Origin of the sequence: Bacillus chungangensis (assembly GCF_030812995.1) — a bacterium.
GTDB lineage: Bacteria > Bacillota > Bacilli > Bacillales > Bacillaceae_C > Bacillus_CF > Bacillus_CF chungangensis.
Genome location: NZ_JAUSTT010000010.1, coordinates 107,830 through 134,045, shown reverse-complemented (window position 1 = coordinate 134,045; position 26,216 = coordinate 107,830). Strand labels below are relative to the sequence as shown.

Below are 26,216 nucleotides of genomic sequence, written 5' to 3'. Positions count from 1 at the left end.
ATCTTCACAGTGTTCAATTTCAGATGGAATGTTATGAAAGGATAAAGACCGCCATTTTTTGCGAAGTAAATTGCTTTTATAAAAATGAATTTGAAAATAACAAAAATTCCCGTATAGGAAAACTTTTATAAAGAAAGAGGAGATGGTTGCTCTTGCAAGGAAATGTTTTTATTGTTGGAATGGGGTTGATCGGAGGTTCATTAGCCCTGTCTATAAAGAGCAGGCATCCACATGCAGCCATTATCGGATATGATATTAATAATGAACAGCTTCAGTTAGCAAAAACTCTCGGTGTAATAGATGAGCAAGCTGCTTCTTTTCGAGACGCTGCTGAAAAAGCAGATGTGATCATATTAGCATGTCCTGTAAAAGAAACGGAGAAAATGATTAATCAACTTTGTCAACTCTCGTTAAAAAAAGATGTAATTGTAACAGATACTGGGAGTACGAAAGCGAAGATTATGAAAAAAGCAGTTTTGCTGAAAGAGAAAGGGATCACATTTATTGGCGGACATCCAATGGCAGGCTCCCATAAAAGCGGTGTTGCTGCTGCTAAAACGTTATTATTTGAAAATGCTTTTTATTTACTCACTCCATTTCAAGGAGAAGAAAAGGCGCAGATTGAGAAACTGAAAGTTTGGCTTGCTGGTACAAGAGCAAAAATATTAATGATAAGTCCTGAAGAACATGATCAAGTGACAGGAGTGATTAGTCATTTTCCTCACATTATCGCTGCATCCCTCGTTCATCAAGTAGAGCATGTGGAACATACTCTTCCACTGGTTACTAGGCTAGCGGCAGGAGGATTTGGAGATATTACAAGGATCGCATCTTCAAGTCCACAAATGTGGACGGAAATACTCTTACATAACCGAGAGACACTATTATCGCTTTTAGAGCATTGGAAAAAAGAGATGGGACGAGTTCGGCAGCTATTGATAGAGAAAAATGAAGCAGAGATTTCTGCTTATTTTACAAAAGCAAAAGTATTTCGCGATCAAATTCCAATTCACAAAAGAGGCGCTATTCCTTCTTTTTATGATTTATATGTCGATGTACCTGACTATCCAGGGGTGATTTCGGAAATCACAGGCTATTTAGCAGAAGAAAGGATTAGCATTACCAATATAAAAATTATCGAGACACGGGAAGATATATACGGTGTTTTAGTCATTAGTTTTCAAAATGAAAACGATCAGAGAAGAGCTATTGACTGCTTGAATCGTAATACAGACTATGAAACATTTTTACCGTAGAGAGGGTGTATTACTTTGACACAAAAGCTGTTATCGAACGTAAAAACTGCCTTGCAAGGAACGATTCCTATTCCTGGAGATAAATCCATTTCTCATCGTGCCATTATGTTTGGAGCGGCCGCACATGGAAAAACAGTCATCCACAATTTTTTAAAGGGAAATGACTGCTTAGACACGATTGCTTGTTTTCGCAAGCTTGGAGTAAAAATAGAGGATGCCGCGGATGAAATCATTGTTTATGGTAATGGATGGGAAGGACTAAAGGAACCAAAAGAAGTGTTGGATGTTGGAAACTCAGGTACATTAATTCGCCTGCTCTTGGGATATCTAGCTGGGTGTTCTTTCCATACGGTGGTAATAGGAGATGAAACGATTAGCAAGCGGCCTATGAGACGAGTTGTCAATCCGCTTCGAGAGATGGGAGCGAATATTGCTGGCCGAAATGATGGAGAGTTTACTCCGCTTTCGATTAGAGGAGGCTTGCTAAAAGGCATAGAATATGAACTGCCCGTTGCAAGTGCACAAGTTAAGTCGGCATTATTATTAGCAGGATTACAGGCACAAGGTAAAACAACGATCATAGAGCCTGAGGCAACTCGAGATCATACGGAGCATATGATTCGTCAATTCGGCGGTGCGATCGAGGTCAATGGCCAAAAGATATTAATAGAGGGTGGACAACAATTAAAAGGGACAACGGTACATGTTCCTGGAGATATTTCATCCGCAGCTTTCTTTATGGCAGCAGCCGCTGTTATGCCAAATAGTGAGATTGTGATGCCTCATGTCGGATTAAATGAGCGTAGAACAGGAATAATTGATGTTATGAGACAAATGGGAGCAAATGTAGAGGTAGTACCTGATGAAATAATTGCTTCAGAGCCGCAAGGGACAATTATCGTTCGTTCCTCTTCATTAAAGGGCATAGAAATTGGCGGTGCTATCATTCCACGCTTAATTGATGAAATTCCTATTATTGCTTTTTTGGCAACACAAGCAGAAGGAACGACTGTCATTAAAGATGCTGCAGAATTAAAAGTAAAGGAAACAAATCGAATTGACGCGGTTGTTCGTGAGCTAAAGACATTAGGTGCTCATATTGAAGCAACAGATGATGGAATGATTATTCATGGCAAAGCAGCTTTAAAAGGCGGGCATGTTCGAAGCCATCATGATCATCGAATTGGGATGATGCTAGGAATTGCAGCCCTTGCTTGTTCGGATCCTGTCTATTTAAAAGGAGCGGACGCTGTTACAATTTCTTATCCTAACTTTTTCGATCACCTTCAAAAAGTCGTACAGCCTAAGTAAGTAAAATACATTAAAAAGGCGGCTCAAAAGAATGTTACATCCTTTTGAACCGCCTTTTTACCTAACATCCCACTTTAAGTCTACTTTTACGTTGTTTTTGTCATGTTTGTTTCTTTTTCCACATAGCATGTCTTTAAAAAGATGATGTGGAGGGAGAAGCAATGACAGCATATATTATTGATAAAGCGCTGTTGCGTTCTGATAACAAAGAAAAATCGTTGCTAATACAGGACAATGTGATCCGTGAAATTAAAGACAGTTTAGCGAGATTCCCATATATACGAATGGATGTAGCAGGTTTTCGAATGGAAGCTGCTCATGTTATGTTGGATCTATCTATACCTATTGATGCCGGTGTACAAGTAATGAAAGATTACTTCATAAAACATTTTTTAAATAGTGGGTGCAGTACTCTTATAACTGCCTTCTCCATACAATATGAGTTCCAATGCAAAAGTGAATTCAAAAAAATGGAGCAAGCATTGCTGATGAGTCCAATTGATTATGTCATTGGCATAAAAATTCCAATCGAAAAACTTTCTCTTAATCTAATCCGTTTTTGCAACCGCAATAAGCTTCCGATTATTTTTGTCTGCATGAAGGATGATAGTCACTTATCTCAACTTCCATGGGGATGGATTCGAGAAGCGATGTTTCCTTATCAACCGATACTCTCACCAGTCATTGATTCAATGCTATCTGAGGAAGAAAAAAGCTTATTAATAAAAAAATGGCAAAAAATAATGCAAGTAGAAAAAATACCGCATTTATCTAACGAGCTTCCAGAACATCAGCCACTTGAGGATTCACACTTAAAAAAAATTGGATTGTATCCGAAAAGAGGAAAATTACATGTTGGTGGCGAAGTAAGTTATAATTTGTATCAGACAAACAGGAAAGTTGAAGATCAAAATAATTTTTTTTATGATAAGAAAAGATTAGCAATCATGGTTCACAAAGGAGAACTTATTAAAGTGAATCAGCATATTTGTTTCAAAGAAGGGTTTGGGGAGAAGCTATTAATTAAACGGCCTTCTCTTTTTGTTTAAGTCTACAGTGTATGTGGACAAGTCATTTCATTCAAACGAAGAAATGAATCGAAGATACCCTTTTTCCGAAGTCATTCTTCACACAGCGAATGACGCCATTTTGAATAATCTCTAAAGTACAAAGAAGGGACACTGTCAATGAATGACCATAAACGAATGATTGAATACCTTGAAATGGATCGGATCGAAGAGGCAGAGAAATGTTACAAAAGGATAAAAGAAACGGGATCCGCTGAAACCTTTTATCTGTTAGCAGCGGATTTGTCTCAATTAGGATTTCTATCATATGCAAAAGAACTATATGAACATATTCTCCACGCATACCCCGAGGAGAGTGAAATAAAAATATTGTTAGCAGAGCTTTTAGTAGAGATGGGGGAGGAAGAAAAAGCGATTCTTTATCTTGACTCCATTCAAGAAGAGGACGAATCATATCCACAGGCATTGTTGGTCTTAGCAGACCTTTATCAATTACAAGGTTTATTTGAGGTAAGTGAACAGAAGCTGTTAAAAGCAAATGAATTGCTCCCTCATGAGCCAATCATCTACTATGCACTTGGGGAATTTTATGCTTCGCAAGGCCGCTTGTTAGAAGCTGTTAGATACTATCAAAAACTCTTAGAAGAAGGACATACTTCCATCGCTGGAGCGGACTTACGTGAACGGTTAGCAGCAGCATACAGTGCAGGCGGCGCTTTTGAGGAAGCTATTCCATTTTTTGAACAGGCGCTGGAAGAAAAAACAAGTTTACAAACACTATTTGGTTTAGCAATAACAGCTTATCAGGCAAAGATGTATCCTAAGGCAATCGAAGCATTCGAGAAGCTGAAAGCTCTAGACCCTGAATATCACTCCCTTTATCGTTATTTAGCTGAAAGCTATGAACAGGAAGGAGCATTGGAAGCTTCATTAGCAGTTGTGGAGGAAGGCTTAGCAGCGGACTCATATCAAAAAGAATTATACCATTTAGGTGGAAAAATCGCGTTAAAGCTTGGCAAGAAAGAGCTTTCTGAAGATTATCATCGCCAAGCATTGGCGCTCGACCCGAGTTATTTGGAAGCCGCATTGCATCTAAATCAATTGCTTCTTTCACAAGAAAGATACGAAGAAGTGATAGAAATTATAGAGATATTAAAGCGTGAAGGAGAAACAGATCCTCAACTGCATTGGGATGCTGCTCATGCTTTTCGAATGATAGAACGTTATAAAGAGGCTTTGCAGCATTACGAATATGCGTACGAAGATTTACAGCATCATGTTGATTTTTTAATGGAATACGGATATTTTTTAAGAGAGGAAGGAGAACAGCAGAAATCATTTTACATTTTTAACCAAGTGTTAAAGCTAGATCCAGTTAATGATGAAGTGATATATTTAATACAAGAATGGGAGAATTGAGGCAATTTGAACGATTAACGAATGCGAAAACGTGCCTGCTTCAACAGTTCATTTTCATGTATGAGAAGGTCTGTATACTGCATATGTTACAGAAAGACGATAATATTTTCGAAGGCGGCATTGTGTTTTAAGTGATGACAAGGCTTGTGATCGATAATGGATTGCGAAGGAGGGATTTACTTGACCACCCCTGTGTCTGTCAACGAGAAAAAAGATTTTATCCGTTGGTTTTTGAATCATTTTCAACTAAAGAGAAGAGAATCTGTCTGGATTCTAAATTATTTAATGAGTCATGATCAGCTGATGAAAAAAGTTCATTTTGTTGAAGAAGCACAGTATTGTCCACGTGGCTTGATTATGTCTACTCATTGTGTCGACGATGTTCCATTTCGTTTTTATAAACAGCATATTATGACAACTGATGCAGAAAAATCCTTTCACGACATTCGCTTAAATCGGAATGAGGATATTTTTATTCAGTTAAACTTTCGGGGAGCATATCTTTCTCCTCACTATGTGGCAGTAATGGAGGAAAATCCCTATATGCCGGAGCGGATTGTGATCAGTGAACAAGATCGGGAGCTGGCAGAGAAGTTTTTACTAGAAAGCATGAAAAAATTTCAGAAAGAACGGCTTTTAGAAGCGATTGATCAAGCTTTAGAACGAGGAGACCGCCAAGCCTTTTATCATTTGACACAACAATTAAAGAAACTAGATTCGGAATAAACCACTTGAGATTGATGCAAGTGGTTTTTACATGCTAAAGATGAAGCACTAAAGAAGCTTTTTTCTCAACAATATAGTGTAAAACGTGTTATGATAGTAGCAATACATGTTGAGGGGTGCAAGAATGGATTGGAATAGCAAAGATATTGGTTTATATTTGCAAGAAAAGCAATATGTAGATACAGTAGTCATCCCATTATTGCCAGTGGCTTTCGGAGAAGACATGAAACAAACAGCAAGTCAGGGCGAGTTTATTCAGCTTTTGGGAAGTCACCTTGAGAGGCAATTTAAAGGCAGGCTGCTGCTGCTTCCACCTATTTCCTACTTATCGCATTTAGGAAGTGAAACGAATACAGCAGTTGTTCAACAATGGGAGACCGTTTTGAAAGCGGAAGGCTTTCAACATATTTTCTACTTAACCTCTGATGCAATGTGGAGAAATAACGAATCTGCTTTCAGGGGAAATGTTGTCTGGATGCCTGCAATTCCATTAGAACATGTGGAAGATAGCTATAAGCATTCGATAATGGAGGATCAAGTGAAGCAATTATTGAATATTTTTGTCCATCAGTGGCAAACTTCCAAATAATTCAGAAGATCGTCACATTCTTGACACGTTTGCAAACACTCTCATATTGCCTTTTATTAAAGATTGATATATCATAATAATGTCCTAGTTTGTAATTGTGCGAAAAAATGAATGTCCGATGGACTGACCTTACTGAAAGAGGGGGGAAAAGGATGAGCAAACAACCTGTAACAAGGCGGCAATTTCTTACCTATACGCTTACAGGTGTGGGGGGATTCATGGGGGCCGCTGCGTTAATGCCGATGGTCCGTTTCGCTGTTGATCCGGTGTTGAAAGGGAAGCCAAAGGGAGAATTTCGCCCAACAACGGAAAAAGTAGCAGATTTAAGCGAAGTTCCAAAGCGTGTTGACTTTTCATATGAGCAGGTCGATGCTTGGTACACATCACAGGTGACGGAGACAGCATGGGTGTACTTGAATAAAAACAAGGAAATCGTTGCACTTTCTCCAATTTGTAAGCACTTAGGCTGTGTCGTTAACTGGGAGAATAACGGTGAATTTCCAGATCAGTTCTATTGCCCTTGTCATGCAGGACTGTATACGAAAGATGGAAATAACGTACCCGGAACACCACCGCGAGGACCGTTAGATGCTTACAAGACGAAAGTAGTCGACGGTATCTTATATTTAGGGAAACCTGGGCCAAATCCATTTGTGAAGTAAAGGAGGCGTAATCATTGCTGAACAAACTGTATGACTGGGTTGACGAGCGTATTGACATTACGCCTATGTGGCGAGATATTGCTGATCACGAAGTCCCTGAGCATGTAAATCCTGCGCATCATTTTTCTGCGTTCGTTTATTGCTTTGGAGGGCTTACATTTTTTGTGACAGTAATTCAAATCCTTTCTGGAATGTTTTTAACGATGTATTACGTTCCGGATATTAAAAACGCTTGGGAATCTGTCTATTATTTACAAAATGAAGTGGCATTTGGGCAAATTGTCCGAGGAATGCACCATTGGGGCGCTAGTCTTGTTATTGTTATGATGTTTTTACATACGTTACGTGTATTTTTCCAAGGCGCATACAAGAAGCCTCGTGAACTGAATTGGATTGTTGGAGTACTTATATTCTTCGTTATGCTTGGTCTAGGCTTAACAGGGTATTTATTGCCATGGGATATGAAAGCGTTATTTGCAACAAAAGTTACGCTTAATATTGTGGAGTCTGTACCGCTAATTGGACCATATCTGAAAACACTAGTTGGCGGACACCCTGACATTATAGGAGCACAAACGATTACTCGTTTCTTTGCTATTCATGTCTTTTTCTTGCCTGCTGCATTATTAGGATTGATGGCAGCTCACTTTATCATGATTAGAAAACAAGGAATCTCTGGTCCATTGTAAAATAGTAGAATACTAAACAAAGAGAGTCATTTTATATAAAAGGAGGGGACCTAATGAAGCGCGGTAAGGGAATGAAATTTGTTGGGGACTCGCGTATTCCTGCTAAAGAGCTCCGGATGAAGAATGTTCCGAAAGATTACTCGGAATATCCAGGAAAAACAGAGGCATTCTGGCCGGACTACTTATTGAAGGAATGGATGGTTGGAGCAGTTTTCTTAATTGGCTATTTAATTTTAACAGCTGTTATTCCACCACCGCTTGAGCGGATGGCAGATCCAACGGATACGGGATATCAGGCCTTGCCTGACTGGTACTTTTTATTCCTATATCAACTGTTGAAATACTCATATGCGTCTGGTCCATATAATGTGATTGGAACGTTGGTTATTCCTGGGTTGGCATTCGGTGCCATGATGCTTGCGCCGTTTATTGATCGCGGACCTGAGCGTCATCCATTAAAGCGTCCTTTCGCAACAGGGTTTATGCTTTTGGCATTTGCTTCTATTTTTTATTTAACATGGGAAGCGGTGGATAAACATGACTGGGAGGCTGCAGCACAACAAGGGAAAATTGTAGACACAGTAGAGATTGATAAGGAAAATGAAGGCTATGAAATCTATGCAGGCCAGTCATGTATCAATTGTCATGGTGAGAATTTAGAAGGAACAGCTGCCCCAGCTCTAACTAATCTGGATTTAACAGTAGAAGAAATTGCTGATATTTCGAAGAATGGTACAGAGAGCGGAAAAATGCCTCCAGGACAATTTGAAGGGTCTGACGAAGACTTACAAAAGCTATCAGAGTTTATTGAAAGCTTAAAATCTAAATAAAATACAAAAAGCTGGCATATTTTGCCAGCTTTTTGTTCATCATTTCGTATAGAACCGTTTTTAAAACAATGACAGATTTTCTCACATTTTAAGCACATACGAAAATGTTCGTTTCTTACTAAAAAGGATGGTGAGTAGATGTATTGGATTTACACATTTTTTGGGAACAGAACGGTTTTATGGCTTCTGTTTCTTGGTAATGTTGGTGGGACGATTTATGGATATATTTGGTATAAGCCGCAATTAGCAGAAACACCAATTCACTTTATTCCATTTGTTCCAGATAGTCCTACTGCCAGTTTGTTTTTTGTCTTTGTACTTCTAGCATTTTTATTAAATAGAAATTGGCCTTTGATGGAAGCATTGGCAATCGTAACCTTATTTAAATATGGTATATGGGCAGTTGTGATGAATTTGCTGACGTTGAAAATGGCGGGATATTTGCCTTGGCAAGGTTATATGCTCATTGCTTCTCATGCAGGGATGGCTATTCAAGGATTACTGTATTCACCTTTTTATCGAATGAAGGTCAGACATTTGCTTTTTGCGGGAATTTGGACGTTACATAACGATGTCATTGACTATGTCTATATGCAATACCCTAAGTATGCAGAGCTTGACCAATTTGCCCGTGGTATTGGCTATTTCACTTTTTGGTTAAGCATTGCTTCATTAGCAGCGGCATATTACTTCTCCATTCGCAAACAGCGTGTCATTTGGAAGCTGCCGTTTCAATAAACATTTTAGGGCACACATAAGTACATAAATGATGAAATAATGGTTATACTCTTGTCTACCCTCTCATACATTTAAATCAAAGAGGTTGTCCATGTCCTTGTTGAAAAAGTATGAGAGGGGGTTATAAAGATTAAGAAATATTCGATCTTGCTTTTGGTGATAGTACTGTTGTTTGTACCATATATAGAAGTTCAAGCCGAATCCTCCCTTCAAAAGCTCGATCAGCTTGCAGATGAAGCGTTGCAAATGACGAAGATTGGACGCTATGAAGAAGCGAAAAAGCTATTAAAAATATTTGAAAAAGAATTTACAGATGCTGCCGTGAAGGAGCGGTCTTTTTCAATGGATGAACTCCGTGTTTTAACTGCGGTTCATAACCAAGCAGTTGAAGCTGTTACTAGCGTGGAAATGCTTCCAGATAAGCGAATTAATAGACTTACAACGTTTCGTCTCGTCATGGATGCATTTCTCTCAGAGTATCAGCCGCTTTGGACAGGAATGGAAGCTCCGGTTATGGAAGCATTTCAACAAATAAAAGCAGCGGCTTTGCATGATGATCAGGACGCCTATCATTTTTCTTTGAACCGTTTCTTGGAAAAATATGCGATTATTCAGCCAAGCTTAAAAATAGATCTCCCTGTAGAAAAAATGCAGCAGCTCGATGCAAAAATTATGTATATTGATCGCTATCGAGCGCAAATGTTAGAGAAAAACACTGCAGTCAAGGAACTGGAAAAATTAGAAACAGATCTTGTCAAGCTTTTCCAACAATCGGATGAAAACGAAACAGACCCATCTTTATTCCTTGTCATGATCACGACAGGCAGTATTATTTTTTTAACATTGTCTTATGTTAGTTGGCGCAAGTATAGAGGGCAGAAAGAAAAAAAAGAGCGTACAAAGCAAAAGGACGAACGATAGTGTACAGATGGAGAATGAAAAATATGCAAAAAGTCTCTCTTGAAACATATAGTTCGAATGATTTTGCCGATATAGAAAAAAGTAGTTGTCCATTGTAGTCAACTACTTTTTAGTCATGTAAAGGTTTCTTATCCTCATCTAATGTAAACCCCTCGCCAAGCACATCATGGACAACGGTGACAGAAACAAAAGCATGAGGATCGATTGCATGAATGATGTTTTTTAATCGAACAATTTCATTTTTTCCGACAACACAATACAGCACGTCTTTCTGTTGCTTAGTAAATGAACCATGTCCATGTAGGACAGTAATGCCCCTATTCATTTCTTCGAGAATTTTATCAGAAATTTCTTGGTGATATTCAGAAATAATCATTGCACCTCTTGCTGCATAAGCACCCTCCTGCATAAAGTCAATCACTCGTGCCCCAACAAAGACAGCTACAAGTGTGTACATAGCTTGGCGATAATCTAAGTAGGTGAGCAATGAAAGAAGAATCACACATGCATCAAAAAGAAACATCGTTCTTCCCATACTCCAGCCTCGATAACGATGGATAAGACGGGCGATAATATCTACTCCCCCTGTAGTACCGCCATAGCGAAAAATAATGCCCAACCCGATTCCAATAAAGATGCCCGCAAATAAAGCAGCAAGAAAAAGGTCATTTTCTAAAGGGATTGCTATTTCATAAATTTGAAAAATCCATAAGAAAATCGATACTGCTATCGTTCCAATCATCGTATACAGAAAAGCCTTAGTTCCTAAAATTTTCCACCCGACAAAAAATACAGGGATATTAAGTACAATGTTTGAAATGGCCGGATTTATTTGAAAAATAAAATACAAAAGCAGGTTAATCCCTGTAAATCCACCTTCTGCCAAATTATTTTGCATATTGAAATGGACAACTCCAAATGAAAAAATAGCTGCGCCTATTAAAATAAAGAGGATATTTTTTACCTTTAATTTAATGATTATTTTTTTCCTCCTCTCATTCATTTTATTACCTACATCAACTAGCGAGTTAAACCCCGACTTCAAGTTTTAAAGGAAGCAAAGAAGTCCAGTATTGGATGACTGAACTGAAAGTCAAATGTCTGATGGCTGCAGGATAAAGAAAGCGTATACAATGCGAGGCTTAGTTTAATCATTATATATAAACTAATTGCTTCACGCAATCTTCATGAAATTTGCAGGGCTGCTCTCACACTGGAAAATAACGCCATCCCTGTTGAGGTTTTAATTGTTTTATGCATTTATTCAAATGCTACCTGAACACTATCCTTTCATCTTATGATAATATTTTGTTAAGAAATTTGATGGTTAGACAAAAAGCTTGATTTTTTTAAATAAAATTATTTGTAAATAAAAATATAATTAGCTAACATGAAGAAGAGGAAAGAAGGGATGTTTCAATGGGATCACAAAAAACGATTCAGCAAATGCAGCAAGAAGTGGATGCATATATTAGCCAATTTAAAGAAGGTTATTTTAGTCCACTAGCAATGACTGCTCGTTTAACAGAAGAGTTAGGAGAGCTTGCAAGAGAAGTGAACCATTATTACGGAGAAAAACCAAAAAAGAAAACAGAGGCAGACGGCACTATCAAGGAAGAGCTAGGCGATCTCCTTTTTGTCCTCATTTGTATGGCCAATTCACTGCAAATTGACTTAGCTGATGCCCACCAGCAGGTGATGCAGAAATTTCAGACTAGAGATAAAGATCGCTGGACAAAGAAAGAAGGAGAGACTCACCATGAAAAAAATTAAAGTAATAATCGCAGGAGCTCGAGGCAGAATGGGAAGAGAAGCAGTAAAGCTTGTTCATGAGACGGAAAACTTTGAATTAGTCAGTGTATTGGACATTAAATATGATGGAAAAAGTTTATCTGATATTGAAGGCTTCTCACATATTGATGTTCCTATTTACACAGATGCTTTATCATGTATACATAATAGTCAAGCAGATGTTTTTGTCGACTTGACAACTCCGGCTGTCGGCTATTTTCATACAAAAATGGCGCTGGAAAATGGGGTGCGGCCTGTCGTTGGAACAACAGGCTTTACGATGGAACAGTTGGCAGAATTAAAGCACCTGGCAAATGAGAAAAAAATCGGCTGTATTATTGCGCCTAACTTTGCAATCGGGGCAGTATTAATGATGAAATTTGCCCAAATGGCAGCAAAATATTTTTCAGATGTCGAAATTATCGAAATGCACCATGATCAAAAGTTAGATGCTCCTTCTGGAACGGCAGTTAAGACAGCAGAAATGATTGCCGCAGTTCGGGAACAAAAACAGCAGGGCCATCCTGATGAAGAAGAAACACTAGCGGGAGCTCGAGGAGCCGACTACAATGGCATGCATATTCATAGTGTTCGGCTGCCAGGACTTGTTGCGCATCAGAAAGTATTATTTGGCTTGCCAGGCCAAACGCTGACAATTCGCCACGATTCCTTTAACCGAGCATCATTCATGTCTGGAGTGAAAATCTCCATTGAGACAGTTTTACATCTTGATACGCTTGTCTATGGATTAGAAAATATTTTAGATTAACAGGGAGGATAAAGATTGATGAATATTGCATTGATTGCCCATGATAAAAAGAAGGATGATATCATTCGTTTCGTACTTGCTTATCAGCATATTTTTCAAGCTCATTCTCTCTATGCTACAGGAACAACTGGCTCCTTGATTCAGGAGGCAACAGGTTTGCCTGTCCATCGCTTTCAATCTGGGCCGCTTGGAGGCGACCAAGAAATCGGTGCATTGATTGCAAAAAATGCTATTGATCTTGTGCTCTTTTTCCGTGATCCTTTAACAGCACAGCCTCATGAGCCAGATGTGTCGGCGCTCCTTCGTCTTTGCGATGTGTATTCAGTGCCATTAGCGACAAATATGGGAACAGCTGAAGTGCTAGTAAGGGGCATGGAGCGGGGCGATATTGATTGGAGAACACTGCAGCAAAGAAAGGATGGATAAAGTGAAGTCAGCAAGAATACTTGCAATTGGCGCTCATGCAGATGATGTTGAAATCGGAATGGGCGGCTCTATTTCGAAATGGACAGATGAAGGTGCGACTGTCATCATTTGCGACCTAACAGAAGCAGAATTATCTTCTAATGGCACCGTTCAACAAAGGAAAAAAGAAGCAAAAAAAGCGGCCGCAATACTTGGTGTTAAAGAACGAATTTCTTTATCAATTCCTGACCGCGGTTTATATTTACAAGAATCTTTTATAAAAGAAGTGACGGCTGTTATTCGAACATATCAGCCTCAAATCGTATTTGCACCTTACCATCTTGATCGGCATCCTGATCATGGGAATTGCAGCAGATTAGTCGAGGAAGCGTTTTTCAACGCTGGAATTCGTCATTATCAGACAGAGGGCGCACTTGATGCTTTTAAGCCCGAGCGTTTATTTTATTATATGATTAACGGCTTTCATCAGCCAGACTTTGTCATCGATATTACTGCATATATGGAGAAAAAAATTGCCGGTTTACATGCTTATGAAAGCCAATTTACAATCGGAGAACACGGTGTTACGACACCATTAACCGATGGTTATATTGAAGCGGTTTCCGCTCGTGAACGTTTATTTGGGAAAGAAGTAGGAGTGCGGTATGCAGAAGGCTTTAAGACGAAGAAACCACTGTTGCTGCGTAATCTCATAGGAGAGTCAACATGAAATTAAGAATTGGGATTATATGTTATCCTACCGTTGGGGGATCTGGGGTTGTTGCCACTGAACTAGGAAAAATGCTTGCAGAACGCGGCCACGATATTCATTTTATTACATCCAGTATGCCGTTTCGACTAAATAAGATGTATCATAATATTTTTTATCATCAAGTGGAAGTGAACCAATACTCCGTTTTTCAATATGCTCCTTATGATATTGCGTTAGCAAGCAAAATTGCAGAGGTAATTAAGAGAGAAAATTTACATATTCTTCATGCCCATTATGCAATGCCGCATGCTATTTGTGCAATCCTTGGCAAGCAAATGGCGGGAGAGAAGGTGAAAATAATTACAACTCTCCACGGTACAGATATTACAGTATTAGGATATGATCCAACGTTAACAAATGCAATCCGTTTTGGGATAGAACATTCTGATGCAGTGACTGCAGTGTCTAATGCACTAATTAATCAAACACATGCACTTATTGCACCAAATAAAAACATAGAAACAGTCTATAATTTTGTTGATGAACGTGTCTATCATCGGCGTCATGTTCAGCGTTTAAAATCGGAATATGAAATTGGAGACGACGAGAAGGTTATTATTCATGTGTCTAATTTCCGTTCTGTCAAAAGAGTACCAGATGTTGTGCGTGCGTTTTCACTAATTGCCGAACAGTTGTCCGCAAGGCTTTTACTTGTAGGGGATGGGCCTGAGATGACTATTGTTTGCCAACTAGTAAAGAAGCTGGGACTTCAAGACAAAGTACTCTTTTTAGGAAAGCAAGATAATCTTGAAGCGTTATATTCTATTAGTGATTTAATGCTGCTTTTATCTGAAAAGGAAAGCTTTGGCCTCGCTGCTTTAGAAGCGATGGCATGCGGGGTTCCTTGCATTGGTACAACGGTAGGAGGCATACCTGAAGTGATCGAGGATGGCTATAATGGCTTTCTTTGTCCTTTAGGTGATGTAGTGCAAGTGGCAGCAAAAGCGCTTATCCTATTTCAACAGCCCACCTTATTTCAAACCATTTCTAAAAACGCAATTGCCACTGTACAAGAACGGTTTCGCGGCGAAAAAATCGTTGGAAAATACGAAAGCATTTATTATAATGTGATGCAAGATTAATGTAAAGGACGTTTCTTTATGATAGCACCATTTAAGAAAGCAATACCAGTTATAGAACGTATAGAAAATGCTGGATTTGAAGCATATTTTGTTGGCGGTGCGATTCGAGATTATGTATTGAATCGCCCAATTGCAGATGTTGATATAGCAACATCTGCACTTCCAAGTGAATTGAAAGCAATCTTTTCCAAAACAGTAGATGTTGGTGTTGAACATGGAACCATTCTTATTCTCTATGACGGTGAAAGCTACGAGGCAACAACGTTTCGAACAGAATCGTCTTACCAAGATTACCGTCGGCCTACATCAGTTACTTTTGTACGGTCTTTACACGAGGATTTACAACGCCGCGATTTCACGATGAATGCTATTGCTATGACAAAGACGGGAACACTTATTGATCCATTCAATGGATATAAGGCAATTCAACAAAAGCTGATCCAAACAGTCGGCGCCCCCGAAGAGCGATTTCAAGAAGATGCACTTAGAATGATGCGGGCTATTCGTTTTGTCAGTCAGCTAGGATTTCAACTCCATGAAGAAACGAAAACAGCGTTAACTCACTTCGCACCATTATTACAGCATATTGCTGTTGAACGAATCGGGATGGAATTTTCCAAGTTGCTGGCAGGCGTCTATAAAAAAACGGCGTTTGAATTACTCATTCAGACCAAACTTTATCAGCAGCTTCCTGACTTGATAACGAAGGAAGAAGCTATAAAAAAATGTTACCAGCTCAATCTTGCTCCCCTTAATGAAATACAGATGTGGCTTTTGCTCCTGTACTTGCTAGAACTAAAAAATGCACAAGATTTTTTATGGAAATGGAAGCTTCCAGGGAAGAAAGTGAAATATCTTGTGCGTGCTTTGCTATTATTGCAGGAAAGAATGCAGCAAAATTGGTCGCTGACAAGTCTCTATTATGCTAAGGAAGAAACTGCTATTGATGTAGAAATTGTTTATCAAACTTTAAGTGGAAATTCAGTTGATCAGACAGCTAATAACATGAAAGCAAGCTTTAAGGATATGGTCATTACAGATCGAAACGAGCTCGCCGTGACAGGAAATGATGTAATGAAATGGCTTGGTAAAAGCGGAGGGCCTTGGCTAAAATCCATGCTTCAGCACATCGAAATCGCTGTCCTTCACAAACAATTAGAAAATAATAAAGATTCGATAAAGGAGTGGGTGCAGACATGCAATCTCCAATTAGAAAAAGACTGTTAGAAGCATTCACCGCCGCTGAAGGCGAATTTTTATCAGGACAAGCGTTAGCAGATATACTTCAGTGTTCACGAACAGCTGTATGGAAGCATATGGAGGAGCTTCGCAAGGAAGGATTTGAAATTGAAGCCATTCGAAAAAAAGGCTATCGCATCAATAAAATTACTGATAAAGTAACTGAAAATGAAATCCAGCTTGGCTTACATACAAATGTACTTGGGAAAGTGATTCATTATGTTGAAACAGTTGATTCAACACAAAAGGTAGCACATCAGCTTGCCCAGGATGGCTTTCCAGAAGGGACAATTGTTATTGCTGAAGAACAGAATCATGGAAGAGGAAGATTGATGAGGCAATGGCATTCTCCTAAAGCATCAGGCATTTGGATGAGTGTGATTCTACGGCCTAATCTACCACCTTTTAAAGCGCCCCAATTTACATTAATTACGGCTGCAGCTGTTGCCCAGGCAATAGCTGATACATGTTATGTAAAGCCAGAAATTAAATGGCCGAACGATATTTTGTTGAATGGCAAGAAAGTAACTGGCATCCTGACTGAACTGCAAGCAGAATCAGATAAAATTAATGCGATTATTATTGGCATAGGAATAAATGTAAATCATACAGTAGAAGATTTTCCTAAAAACCTTCGTTCAACAGCAACTTCTCTTGCAATTGCTACTGGCAAAAAGCAATTACGGGCGCAAATTGTTCAAGCAATCCTTGAAAGATTAGAAGCATACTATCAGCTTTATATAGAAAAAGGATTTGCCCCTTTAAAATTACTATGGGAAAACTTTGAAGTATCTATAGGGAAGAAAATTATCGCGCATACGATTGCTGGCAGTATTAGTGGAATTGCCAGAGGGATTTCTGAGGATGGCATCTTAAAGCTTGAGGATGAAGATGGAAAGATTCACGAAATTTATTCAGCAGATATAGAAGTTCAGTGATTTTGTTATCTTTTTGCCATATTGCATTTAACATCATCTCGTTGAAATTCAAACATTTGTTTTAACTGGATTTCCGAAAAGAATTCTCCCACTTCTAAATTGAAGGGCATAGCCCAATGAAAGTGGGAGATGAATTTTCGTGTGTAAGCCAAAATATTGTTCTATCATCAACCTATATACTATGGAAGGTTGATGACAGGAATGTGAATGCAAGTAAGAACTTGCTGAAACTAGCCATGTAGTTGGTATTTTCTCTAGGGGCAGGGACTGCCCTTATAGCTAGGTAAATATAGATAGCTAACAAAAGTAGCTAGTTCCCAAGAAGCTCCTACTTTAATCAGACCGTAAGGTCGATAAGTGGTGAGTAGTTCACAGTATAAAACAAAAAATGATAGGCAAGTGAATGCATTTTTGATATACTTTTGATGGGCGGTATCGAAAGAGCTGCACCTGTAATACAGCATATGAATAAGCATTATCTGCCTTGATCCAAATAAGGACTAGGACAGAGGACCGAAACAACTCTTAAAATGAATGTGTTCAAATGAAGGTTAAAAATAGCTCACTAATGGTGCAAAATACGTCAGAGCAATACATTTTTTTCCGAATTTTTTGAACGATCATTTAAACGAATGCTAAATCCAAAGCTTATTTGGAGTCCTTCTGTCTTTTCAGAAGGGCTCTTTTTAGCTTTTAGTACTTGTTTCGTCTCCTCTAAGAAGAAAGGGGAAAAGAAAAAATGAAGCAAACAACGGATTTTATACACATGAAAACAGCTGGTGAAAAAATCGCGATGCTTACAGCTTACGATTATCCAACAGCGAAATTAGCTGAGCAAGCAGGAGTGGACATGATTTTAGTTGGCGATTCATTAGGCATGGTCGTTCTCGGCTATGAATCAACGATTCCAGTGACGATTGATGACATGATCCACCATACTAAAGCCGTTAAAAGGGGCGCAAAAGACACATTCATTGTTACTGATATGCCATTTATGACGTATCATCTAAGTAGAGAACAAACATTGGAAGCAGCTGTTAAGCTGATGCAAATAGGCGGCGCTCATGCTGTAAAAGTAGAAGGCGGCGGTGAAGTAAATAAGATGATCAAAGCATTGACGACGGCTGGGGTCCCTGTAGTTGGACACTTAGGATTAACACCACAATCGGTCGGTGTACTTGGCGGCTATAAAGTACAAGGAAAAACTACGGCTGCAGCACAAGCACTTATAGATGATGCTTTACAGTGCCAAGAAGCAGGCGCATTTGCTTTAGTACTGGAATGCGTCCCATGGCAGCTTGCAGAACAAGTTCGCAAAATAGTAAAGATTCCAACGATTGGAATCGGTGCTGGTGCAGGTACTGACGGTCAGGTACTTGTTTTTCATGACGTAGTTTCCTATGGAGTAGAGAGAGTACCAAAGTTTGTAAAGCAATATGCTCAAGTAAACGATGAGATAAAGAAAGGAATTTCCCAGTATGTCCAGGATGTAAAAAATGGTGAATTTCCACAGCAGCAGCACACGTTTACGATGAAAACGGAGGAGCTGCAAGCTCTTTATGGAGGAGTATAAAAATGCGAGTAGTAACAACAAAGGCGGAATTACAACAGTTATTAAAAATTGAAAAAAAACAGCAAAAAACAATTGGCTTTGTACCAACAATGGGTTACCTTCATGAAGGACATCTTGCTCTCGTTAAGCATGCTTGTCAAGAAAATGACATTGTTGTCATGAGTATTTTTGTCAATCCTTTACAATTTGGGCCGAAAGAAGATTTTGATGCCTATCCTCGAAATCAAAAAAGAGATGAACAGCTTGCAGCCGATGCAGAAGTAGATTATCTTTTTGTTCCATCTGTTGAGGAAATGTATCCCTATCCGTTATCTATTAAGCTTTCAGTTGAGCAACGTGTAAATGTTCTTTGTGGTAATAACCGTCCTGGACATTTTGACGGTGTTGCTACAGTCTTAACAAAGCTTTTTCATATCATTATGCCTGATCGCGCCTACTTTGGACGTAAAGATGCTCAACAATTGGCTGTAGTGGATGGATTAATACAAGATTTAGATTTTCCAATCAAATTAGTAGGTGTCGAAACAGTCCGTGAAGCAGATGGATTGGCGAAGAGCTCACGTAATGTATATTTAACGGACACAGAAAGAAAAGAAGCTGCAGTACTTTACAAGAGCTTAAAGCAGGCCGAAAAGGCAATCTTAGAAGGTGAAAGGAAGCCTGCACAAATTATCCATCTTGTTAAAAATTGTTTGAACAAGCATACAAATGCACAAGTTGAATATGTTGAAATTTACCAATACCCAACATTGAAAGAAGCGGCTTCTCTTCACGGAATGATATTGATTGCAATTGCTGTCAGGTTCAAGAAAGCGCGATTAATCGATAACTTGATTTTGGAGATTCCATAAGCAGGCTGAATTAACTGCTGCTGTAAATAAAGATAATACAACCTTTCAAATACTATGAAGAGAGAGAAATTGGTCAAAAAGGAGAGACATACATGTTTCGAACGATGATGAATGGCAAAATCCATTGCGCAACAGTAACAGAAGCGAACTTGCATTATGTTGGCAGCATCACGATTGATGAAGATATATTAGATGCGGTGGATATGGCAGCTAACGAAAAAGTACAAGTTGTCAATAATAACAATGGTACCCGTTTTGAGACATATATCATACCTGGCGAACGAGGCAGTGGTGTTGTTTGTTTAAATGGTGCAGCTGCTAGATTAGTACAGGTGGGAGATATTGTTATTATCATCTCTTATGCATTAGTCGAAGCAGAAAAGGCTAAAGCACATCAACCAAAGATTGCACTCATGGATCAAAACAATCGTGTGAAAAAGATGATTGCTTTAGAGCCAGAAGCAACGGTTATTTAAAAAAATAAAAATCTTTATGAGACTGATGCAAAAAAGGAATCAGTCTCTTTTTTATCCCACATCTAACTGGCAGTAAGACCCTCCTCAAGAGTAAGAGGAATCAGAAGCGCTAGGTGGGGGGATAACTGAAAGTCAAATGTCCGATTGGTTCGGGCCAACAGGATAAGGAAAGCTTCTACCAGCATCGCACGAAGAAAAAGTGCTCTTCTTTTTCGAGGACGTCGCGCTTTTAGCTTAAGATCCTTTGTATAGGGGATAAGAGAAAACCCCCACTGATGGAAATTTCACTTTATCTTTTTAGGCTGTCAATACTAGCCTAACATTCTGAAAAAATATCAAGTAGAGTAATGAAGTTGCATAGTCACATAAAATATAGTTAAAAAATAGGATGCTAAGACAGTAAACGAAAAGAATGGGTTTAGAAGCAGTAGAAGAAAATGAATGTTCTATGATACACTGGAAAAGAAGAAAATTTGCATTTTTTGTCCCACATTTAACAGTTTTAAAGTCGAAGTGGCAAACAAATTCCCTGAAGTAACATTGTCCGGAAAACGTGTCCTTCTAAATCGAAGGAAACTCAATTGTTACAATAGGATAGGAAGCTTGTACGAGCAACAAATCGCACAGAAAAAACGGTTTTCTTTTTTGAGGATGTTGTGTTTTTATTTGAAATCCTATTTATAAGGATGAAAAAAATCACTACTAATGCAAGTAGACATTGCTTTTCATTGGAGGGCTGAGTATCCTCATTAGTAGAAGTGGACGAGGCAATAATCGTTCACTAATGGAAAAGGTGGAGAATGATGACACATCGCTTTGTCGTCGTTGATATAGAAACGACTGGAAATGCACCAGATAAAGGGGATCGTATTATTCAAATTTCTGCTGTCTTAATTGAAAATCAAACAATTGTGGATCAGTTTACTTCTTTTGTGAATCCGGAAATTCCAATCCCTATTTTCATTGAAGAGTTAACTGGTATTCATAGCGGCATGGTGAAAGATGCACCGCTATTTGCAGAAATTGCCCCACATCTATTTAAAATGCTCGAAAATGCAATCTTTGTAGCACATAATGTCAAGTTTGACTATTATTTTTTACAGAAAGAACTGAAGAATGCGGGTTTTGATCACTTTCAGCCTGCAAAGATGGATACAGTAGAATTAGCTTGGTTTGTTTTGCCGACTGCGGAAAGTTATAAATTGGTTGACTTGACAGAAGCATTTCAGTTTACCCATGAGCGTCCGCATCAAGCAGATAGCGACGCACTTGCTACAGCACAATTGTTCTTAATGTTTTGGCGTCAATTGGAAGAACTTCCATCCGTTACATTGGAAAAATTGTTAAAGCTATCTCATCATCTACAAAGTGATCTGTATTTATTATTACATCATATTTTACAGGAAAAAAAGACTAAAGTAGAACAAATTTCGGCAGATTTAGAAATATATCGCGGTATTGCCCTCAAAAGAAAAGGGATGACCCGCAAAACTGCTGCTGTAATAGAGACGAGCGAATATCCAAATACAAACGAAGCGAAAGAACAGCTGTTTAAAGAAAAGCTGCCGCAATTTGAATTGCGTGAAGGACAGTTTGAGATGATGGATGCTGTCTTTTCTTCCTTCGAGGACAAAAAACATGCGCTAATCGAGGCGGGAACAGGTATTGGAAAATCGTTGGGATATTTACTGCCAAGCATTTTTTATGCAATGAAACAAAAAACCCCTGTTATTGTAAGTACGCATACAATTTTATTGCAAGATCAGCTGCTGCAAAAAGAAATACAAACGCTGCACGCACTTGTTCCTTTTTCCTTTCGAACTGTGTTGTTAAAAGGACGATCCCATTATCTTCATCTGTTCAAATTTGAACAAACATTGTACGAGGCAGATGAACAGTATGATCATGTCGTAGCTAAAATGAAGATTCTTGTTTGGCTTACACAAACAACAACTGGAGATATTGACGAATTGCATTTATCAAGCGGAGGGAAATTGTTTTGGGAGCGTATTAAACATGAAGGTTGGCATGTTTCAAAGCAAAAAGACCCATGGCTTGCTTATGATTTTTATATGCATGCTCGCCAGGAGGCACAAGCGGCTGATTTAGTAATTACAAACCATGCAATGCTATTGCAAGATCTTGTGGAAAAAAATACATTTTTCCCGAACTATGATTATGCCATTATTGATGAAGCACATCATTTAGAACAAGCAGCACGCACACATTTTGCAAGCAAAATTGCTTATAGCAATAGCAAATACTTGCTTAGTCAAATAGGAATAATGGAAAAGCAGCAGTTGTTTGGCAAATTGCAATATTTATTGGATAAAAAAGGTATTTCGACTACTACGGAAGCACGAACGATCGATGAAGCAATTACTGCCTTAGAATTGGAAATGGATGATCTTTTTATGATCATGGCGCAAATAATGATGAGACATTCGAAACAGAAGCATCATAAATGCCAATTTCGGGTTGATTCTTTGTTTCGCAAAAGTAAAGAATGGCAGCCGCTCGTGGATTGTGCAGAACGTAATATAGCGTTCCTAAAACGGGTTTATACGGGAATAGCAGAAAGATTAAAAGTTGTAAAAGTAAAAGAACTAAAAGATCATGAAAAAGCATTGATAGCAGAGTGTTTCAGTTTTTTGGACCGCATTGAACAATTATCTGAACAAATATACTCCTTAATCATTTCTCCTCAGCTGACAGATGTCGTATGGGTAGAAGGAGATGCAAGGGCATTGCCAAACAGCATGGTCATTCAAGCATTGCCTGTAACGGTGAAGGAAAAATTAGAAAAGTCGTTTTTTGCCAAAAAAAAGAGTATTGTCATGACGTCTTCTACTTTAACGGTTCAGCATTCCTTTCGGTATATGCGGGAAGCAATAGGACTGCAATCATTTTCTATTCTGACAAAGCGAATTGCTTCTCCTTTTGAATATGATAAAATGGTTAAACTCCTGATTCCGAGTGAAGTGCCGGAAATTCGTGACGCTTCACAAGATGCCTACGTAGAATCACTCGCTAATCATTTAATTGGAATTGCTCAGGCAACGAAAGGGCGCATGCTCGTCCTTTTCACTTCTCATGAGATGCTGCGAAAAACATATTATTTAATTAAGGAAAGTGAGTTGCTGCATGATTTTATGCTAATTGCACAAGGCATTTCAAATGGAAGCCGTGCCCGCTTAACAAAAAACTTTCAACTATTTGAGAAAGCAATTTTATTCGGCACAAATAGTTTTTGGGAGGGGATAGATATTCCCGGAGATGATTTAAGTTGTTTGGTGATGGTTAGATTGCCTTTTACGCCCCCAGACGAGCCGATGACGGAGGCTAAACATGATTATTTAAGAAAACAAGGCGAAAATCCTTTCACAGCTAATGCACTTCCCGAAGCAATTATCCGCTTTAAACAAGGCTTTGGCCGTTTAATTAGAAGCAGTAAAGACCGGGGAATCGTGATTGTTTTTGACCGACGTATTGAAACAACGAGTTATGGCAAGGCTTTTCTCTATTCACTTCCAAAGTTAACAATTGAACGGGGATCACTAGAGGAAATGGTGGACAGCATTGAAAAATGGCTTTCTCTTTCAAGAGATTGAAAATAAAGTGAAACTTCCCTAAGTAGGGATTTTCTCTTATCTCCTATTACAAAGGATCTCAAGCTAAAAGCGCGACGTCCTCGAAAAAGAAGAGCACTTTTTCTTTATGCGATGTATCACTGCCGAAGCCTTCCTTGTCCTGTCGCAACGCTTGAGTGACCGACATCCTCGAAAAAGGAGAACACTTTTTCTTCGTGCGATGCTGATTCAAGAAGCTTTCCTTATCCTGTTGCCTCGAACCGATCGGACATTTGACTTTCAGTCATCTCCCACCTAGCGCGCTTCTGATTCTCTTACTCCTTGAGGTGGGGGTGTCTGCCCCAATTAGATGTGGGATAAAGCACGCCATGAGTGAGTGGCTTTTGCCCCCCACTCATGGTGGTGTACATGATGTGTGGACTAGAAAATATGGTCTTTTTCATCATTTTATCAGTCATTTCTTTAGTCAACTTTGTGACTTCTGAAGTTTTTGCGAAGTAAAAAGCATTCACCAGCTTTAAACCTTGCTATAATGATGTAGAAGGTTTTCTAGTACTTTTATTTTGACCATAAACAGCATCACTATGATTAACAATTTTTAGAGGAGGATTTACAGTGGAAAGTAAAGTGGAAGTTCTTTCCAGGTTGCGCATCCCACATAATGGGGATTTATACAAAGTGGTGGATGTGCTCAATCGAACGTTAAAAGAAAAAGATCTGATGTTTGGACTTGCATTAGATCCAGATGATAAAGAAACGGCTATTTTTACAATATATCGAACATAAATGAGTGATGATAGATGAAAAAATGGATCATTAGTATGATATTATTATTAGTGGTTTTAACAGGTTTTTCGATTTTTATTTACATAGAGGCAAGAAAACCAATCCAGGATGCGGAGATACTTGCCGTTCAAAAAGCGAAGGAGGTCGCTGGATTACAAACAACAGATAAGTTTTATTTATACCATGGTACCGAAACATATTTTGTTGTAATTGGGGACGATAAAAAGAAGGAAAAAAAAGTTGTGTGGATACCTGAAAAAGCAGATGAAGAAGTGATTGTGAAAAGCTATAATAAAGGTATTTCAGAAGAGCAAGCTCGGAAGAAATTGCAAGCAGAAAAAAAACCGAAAGAAATTTTAGGAATCCATTTGGGGATAGAAAAAAATATTCCGATTTGGGAAATTTCTTATTTAGATAAAAACGAGCGTTTAAATTATTATTACATTGATTTTGCTTCAGGAGACTGGTGGCGTAAAATTGAAAATTTGTAAAAGAAATGGAGGATACAATGATGGAAATCAGTTTAGCGAAAAAAATGCAATCTTTAACACCCTCTACAACGTTAGCCATTACTGCAAAAGCAAAAGAAATGAAAGCAAAAGGGATTGATGTGATCGGCTTAGGGGCGGGTGAACCTGATTTCAATACTCCAGACCATATTATTGAAGCAGCTTGTACATCTATGAAAGAAGGACAGACGAAATATACTGCATCTGGTGGATTGCCTGCACTAAAGGAGGCAATTATTGAAAAGTTCCAACACGACCAAGGTTTACAATATTCTCCTAAGGAAATAATCGTTACAAGTGGAGCGAAGCATGCCCTTTATACATTATTTCAAGTCCTGCTTAATGATGGAGATGAAGTCATCATTCCGACTCCATATTGGGTAAGCTACCCAGAGCAAGTAAAGTTAGCCGGTGGAACTCCTATCTATGTTGAAGGAAAAGAAGAAAATCAATTCAAAATCAATGCCGAACAATTAGAAAGAGCGATCACGGTCCGAACCAAAGCTGTCGTCATAAATTCTCCAAGCAACCCAACAGGAATGGTTTATACAAAGGATGAATTATATGAACTCGGTAAGGTTTGTTTGGCGCATAACATCCTCATTATTTCTGATGAAATTTATGAAAAACTTATTTATGATGAACATGTTCATTATTCAATTGCTCAACTATCTCCGGAGCTAAAAAAACAAACAGTCATTATAAATGGTGTGTCCAAATCACATTCGATGACTGGATGGCGGATTGGTTATGCAGCTGGTGAAGAGCAGATTATTAAGGCAATGACTGATTTAGCTAGTCATTCCACATCAAATCCAACAACACCTGCTCAATATGGTTCGATAGCAGCTTATCAGGGCTCACAGGAGCCGGTCGAAATAATGCGCAAAGCGTTTGAGCAAAGATTGCATCAAATATATGAAAAATTATTGGCAATCCCGGGTGTTACTTGCTTAAAGCCACAGGGAGCTTTTTATCTATTTGCAAATGTAAAAAACGCAGCAGCATTAAGTGGATTTGCATCTGTTGATCAATTCGCTGGGGCATTGTTAGAAGAAGCGAAGGTAGCCGTTATTCCAGGATCAGGCTTTGGTGCGCCAAATTATATTCGGCTTTCCTATGCAACATCCATGGAATTGTTGGAAAAAGCTGTGGAACGCATTCATTTATTTGTTGAGCAGCATAGATAAAAATAGATAGTTTTTATTTGTTATGAGGATGGAGCATGATTTCTCCATCTGCTTTTTTGAAAATGAGTTCATTGGA

General features: G+C 38.7%; 26 protein-coding genes. 25 read left to right on the top strand and 1 reads right to left on the bottom strand.

Annotated elements, in window-relative coordinates; all coding sequences use genetic code 11:
- Positions 1-152: 152 nt before the first annotated feature.
- The 11 genes from J2S08_RS10120 to ypjB all read left to right on the top strand — a co-directional run bounded on the left by J2S08_RS10120 (position 153) and on the right by ypjB (position 10,169).
- Positions 153-1,256, top strand: a complete 1,104-nt coding sequence (locus tag J2S08_RS10120) for a prephenate dehydrogenase (RefSeq protein ID WP_307229156.1) — start codon at positions 153-155, stop codon at positions 1,254-1,256.
- Positions 1,257-1,271: 15 nt separating this feature from the next.
- Positions 1,272-2,567, top strand: a complete 1,296-nt coding sequence (aroA, locus tag J2S08_RS10115; protein ID WP_307229154.1) for a 3-phosphoshikimate 1-carboxyvinyltransferase — start codon at positions 1,272-1,274, stop codon at positions 2,565-2,567.
- Between the two features lie 161 nt (positions 2,568-2,728).
- Positions 2,729-3,616: a hypothetical protein gene (locus tag J2S08_RS10110; protein ID WP_307229153.1), complete on the top strand. Its 888-nt coding sequence runs from the start codon at positions 2,729-2,731 to the stop codon at positions 3,614-3,616.
- Between the two features lie 138 nt (positions 3,617-3,754).
- Complete coding sequence (locus J2S08_RS10105; protein WP_307229151.1) at positions 3,755-5,014, top strand: tetratricopeptide repeat protein; 1,260 nt, start codon at positions 3,755-3,757, stop codon at positions 5,012-5,014.
- A 180-nt stretch (positions 5,015-5,194) separates the two neighbouring features.
- Complete coding sequence (locus tag J2S08_RS10100) at positions 5,195-5,740, top strand: ReoY family proteolytic degradation factor (protein ID WP_307229149.1); 546 nt, start codon at positions 5,195-5,197, stop codon at positions 5,738-5,740.
- Between the two features lie 124 nt (positions 5,741-5,864).
- Complete coding sequence (locus J2S08_RS10095) at positions 5,865-6,329, top strand: YpiF family protein (RefSeq protein ID WP_307229147.1); 465 nt, start codon at positions 5,865-5,867, stop codon at positions 6,327-6,329.
- 152 nt (positions 6,330-6,481) lie between these two features.
- Positions 6,482-6,991 carry a QcrA and Rieske domain-containing protein gene (locus J2S08_RS10090; RefSeq protein ID WP_307229145.1) on the top strand — a complete coding sequence of 170 codons (510 nt, stop codon included), beginning with the start codon at positions 6,482-6,484 and terminating at the stop codon, positions 6,989-6,991.
- 14 nt (positions 6,992-7,005) lie between these two features.
- Positions 7,006-7,680, top strand: a complete 675-nt coding sequence (qcrB, locus tag J2S08_RS10085; RefSeq protein ID WP_307229143.1) for a menaquinol-cytochrome c reductase cytochrome b subunit — start codon at positions 7,006-7,008, stop codon at positions 7,678-7,680.
- Between the two features lie 53 nt (positions 7,681-7,733).
- Positions 7,734-8,510 carry a menaquinol-cytochrome c reductase cytochrome b/c subunit gene (locus J2S08_RS10080; RefSeq protein ID WP_307229141.1) on the top strand — a complete coding sequence of 259 codons (777 nt, stop codon included), beginning with the start codon at positions 7,734-7,736 and terminating at the stop codon, positions 8,508-8,510.
- Positions 8,511-8,648: 138 nt separating this feature from the next.
- Positions 8,649-9,248 (top strand): lipoprotein heptaprenylglyceryl N-acetyltransferase LhaT, encoded by a 600-nt coding sequence (gene lhaT / locus J2S08_RS10075; protein WP_307229139.1) that lies wholly within the window; start codon positions 8,649-8,651, stop codon positions 9,246-9,248.
- Positions 9,249-9,416: 168 nt separating this feature from the next.
- The gene (ypjB, locus tag J2S08_RS10070) at positions 9,417-10,169 is read left to right on the top strand and encodes a sporulation protein YpjB (RefSeq protein WP_307229137.1); all 753 of its coding nucleotides are present in this window, start codon (positions 9,417-9,419) and stop codon (positions 10,167-10,169) included.
- Positions 10,170-10,278: 109 nt separating this feature from the next.
- Here ypjB and J2S08_RS10065 read toward each other — a convergent pair whose 3' ends face one another.
- The gene (locus J2S08_RS10065; protein ID WP_307229135.1) at positions 10,279-11,172 is read right to left on the bottom strand and encodes a YitT family protein; all 894 of its coding nucleotides are present in this window, start codon (positions 11,170-11,172) and stop codon (positions 10,279-10,281) included.
- Positions 11,173-11,588: 416 nt separating this feature from the next.
- Between J2S08_RS10065 and J2S08_RS10060 the strand changes: the two genes are divergently transcribed.
- The 14 genes from J2S08_RS10060 to J2S08_RS09995 all read left to right on the top strand — a co-directional run bounded on the left by J2S08_RS10060 (position 11,589) and on the right by J2S08_RS09995 (position 26,140).
- Positions 11,589-11,942 carry a nucleotide pyrophosphohydrolase gene (locus tag J2S08_RS10060; RefSeq protein WP_307229133.1) on the top strand — a complete coding sequence of 118 codons (354 nt, stop codon included), beginning with the start codon at positions 11,589-11,591 and terminating at the stop codon, positions 11,940-11,942.
- Positions 11,929-12,729, top strand: coding sequence for a 4-hydroxy-tetrahydrodipicolinate reductase (gene dapB / locus J2S08_RS10055; protein WP_307229131.1), 801 nt, complete (start codon positions 11,929-11,931; stop codon positions 12,727-12,729). Before J2S08_RS10060 ends, dapB begins: the two co-directional genes overlap by 14 nt.
- Before the next feature lie 18 nt (positions 12,730-12,747).
- The gene (mgsA, locus tag J2S08_RS10050; RefSeq protein WP_307229129.1) at positions 12,748-13,155 is read left to right on the top strand and encodes a methylglyoxal synthase; all 408 of its coding nucleotides are present in this window, start codon (positions 12,748-12,750) and stop codon (positions 13,153-13,155) included.
- A 1-nt stretch (position 13,156) separates the two neighbouring features.
- A complete protein-coding gene (gene bshB1 / locus J2S08_RS10045) occupies positions 13,157-13,864 on the top strand; it encodes a bacillithiol biosynthesis deacetylase BshB1 (protein WP_370875661.1) in 708 nt (235 codons plus the stop codon).
- The gene (bshA, locus tag J2S08_RS10040) at positions 13,861-14,988 is read left to right on the top strand and encodes an N-acetyl-alpha-D-glucosaminyl L-malate synthase BshA (RefSeq protein WP_307229127.1); all 1,128 of its coding nucleotides are present in this window, start codon (positions 13,861-13,863) and stop codon (positions 14,986-14,988) included. Before bshB1 ends, bshA begins: the two co-directional genes overlap by 4 nt.
- Before the next feature lie 18 nt (positions 14,989-15,006).
- On the top strand, positions 15,007-16,215 hold the full coding sequence (locus J2S08_RS10035) for a CCA tRNA nucleotidyltransferase (RefSeq protein WP_307229125.1): 1,209 nt from the start codon (positions 15,007-15,009) through the stop codon (positions 16,213-16,215).
- Positions 16,185-17,165 (top strand): biotin--[acetyl-CoA-carboxylase] ligase, encoded by a 981-nt coding sequence (locus J2S08_RS10030; RefSeq protein WP_307229123.1) that lies wholly within the window; start codon positions 16,185-16,187, stop codon positions 17,163-17,165. The genes J2S08_RS10035 and J2S08_RS10030 overlap by 31 nt, the downstream gene beginning before the upstream one ends.
- A 739-nt stretch (positions 17,166-17,904) precedes the next feature.
- The gene (panB, locus tag J2S08_RS10025) at positions 17,905-18,738 is read left to right on the top strand and encodes a 3-methyl-2-oxobutanoate hydroxymethyltransferase (RefSeq protein WP_307229121.1); all 834 of its coding nucleotides are present in this window, start codon (positions 17,905-17,907) and stop codon (positions 18,736-18,738) included.
- A gap of 2 nt (positions 18,739-18,740) precedes the next feature.
- Positions 18,741-19,589, top strand: a complete 849-nt coding sequence (panC, locus tag J2S08_RS10020; protein WP_307229119.1) for a pantoate--beta-alanine ligase — start codon at positions 18,741-18,743, stop codon at positions 19,587-19,589.
- A 92-nt stretch (positions 19,590-19,681) separates the two neighbouring features.
- The gene (panD, locus tag J2S08_RS10015; protein ID WP_307229117.1) at positions 19,682-20,065 is read left to right on the top strand and encodes an aspartate 1-decarboxylase; all 384 of its coding nucleotides are present in this window, start codon (positions 19,682-19,684) and stop codon (positions 20,063-20,065) included.
- Positions 20,066-20,868: 803 nt separating this feature from the next.
- The gene (dinG, locus tag J2S08_RS10010) at positions 20,869-23,676 is read left to right on the top strand and encodes an ATP-dependent DNA helicase DinG (RefSeq protein ID WP_307229115.1); all 2,808 of its coding nucleotides are present in this window, start codon (positions 20,869-20,871) and stop codon (positions 23,674-23,676) included.
- 594 nt (positions 23,677-24,270) lie between these two features.
- A complete protein-coding gene (locus J2S08_RS10005; RefSeq protein WP_307229114.1) occupies positions 24,271-24,441 on the top strand; it encodes a YpmA family protein in 171 nt (56 codons plus the stop codon).
- A 14-nt stretch (positions 24,442-24,455) separates the two neighbouring features.
- Complete coding sequence (locus J2S08_RS10000) at positions 24,456-24,932, top strand: cell wall elongation regulator TseB-like domain-containing protein (protein ID WP_307229112.1); 477 nt, start codon at positions 24,456-24,458, stop codon at positions 24,930-24,932.
- A 26-nt stretch (positions 24,933-24,958) separates the two neighbouring features.
- Entirely contained in the window at positions 24,959-26,140 is a 1,182-nt protein-coding gene (locus J2S08_RS09995) for a pyridoxal phosphate-dependent aminotransferase (protein WP_307229193.1), read from the top strand.
- The last annotated feature ends 76 nt before the right edge of the window (positions 26,141-26,216 follow it).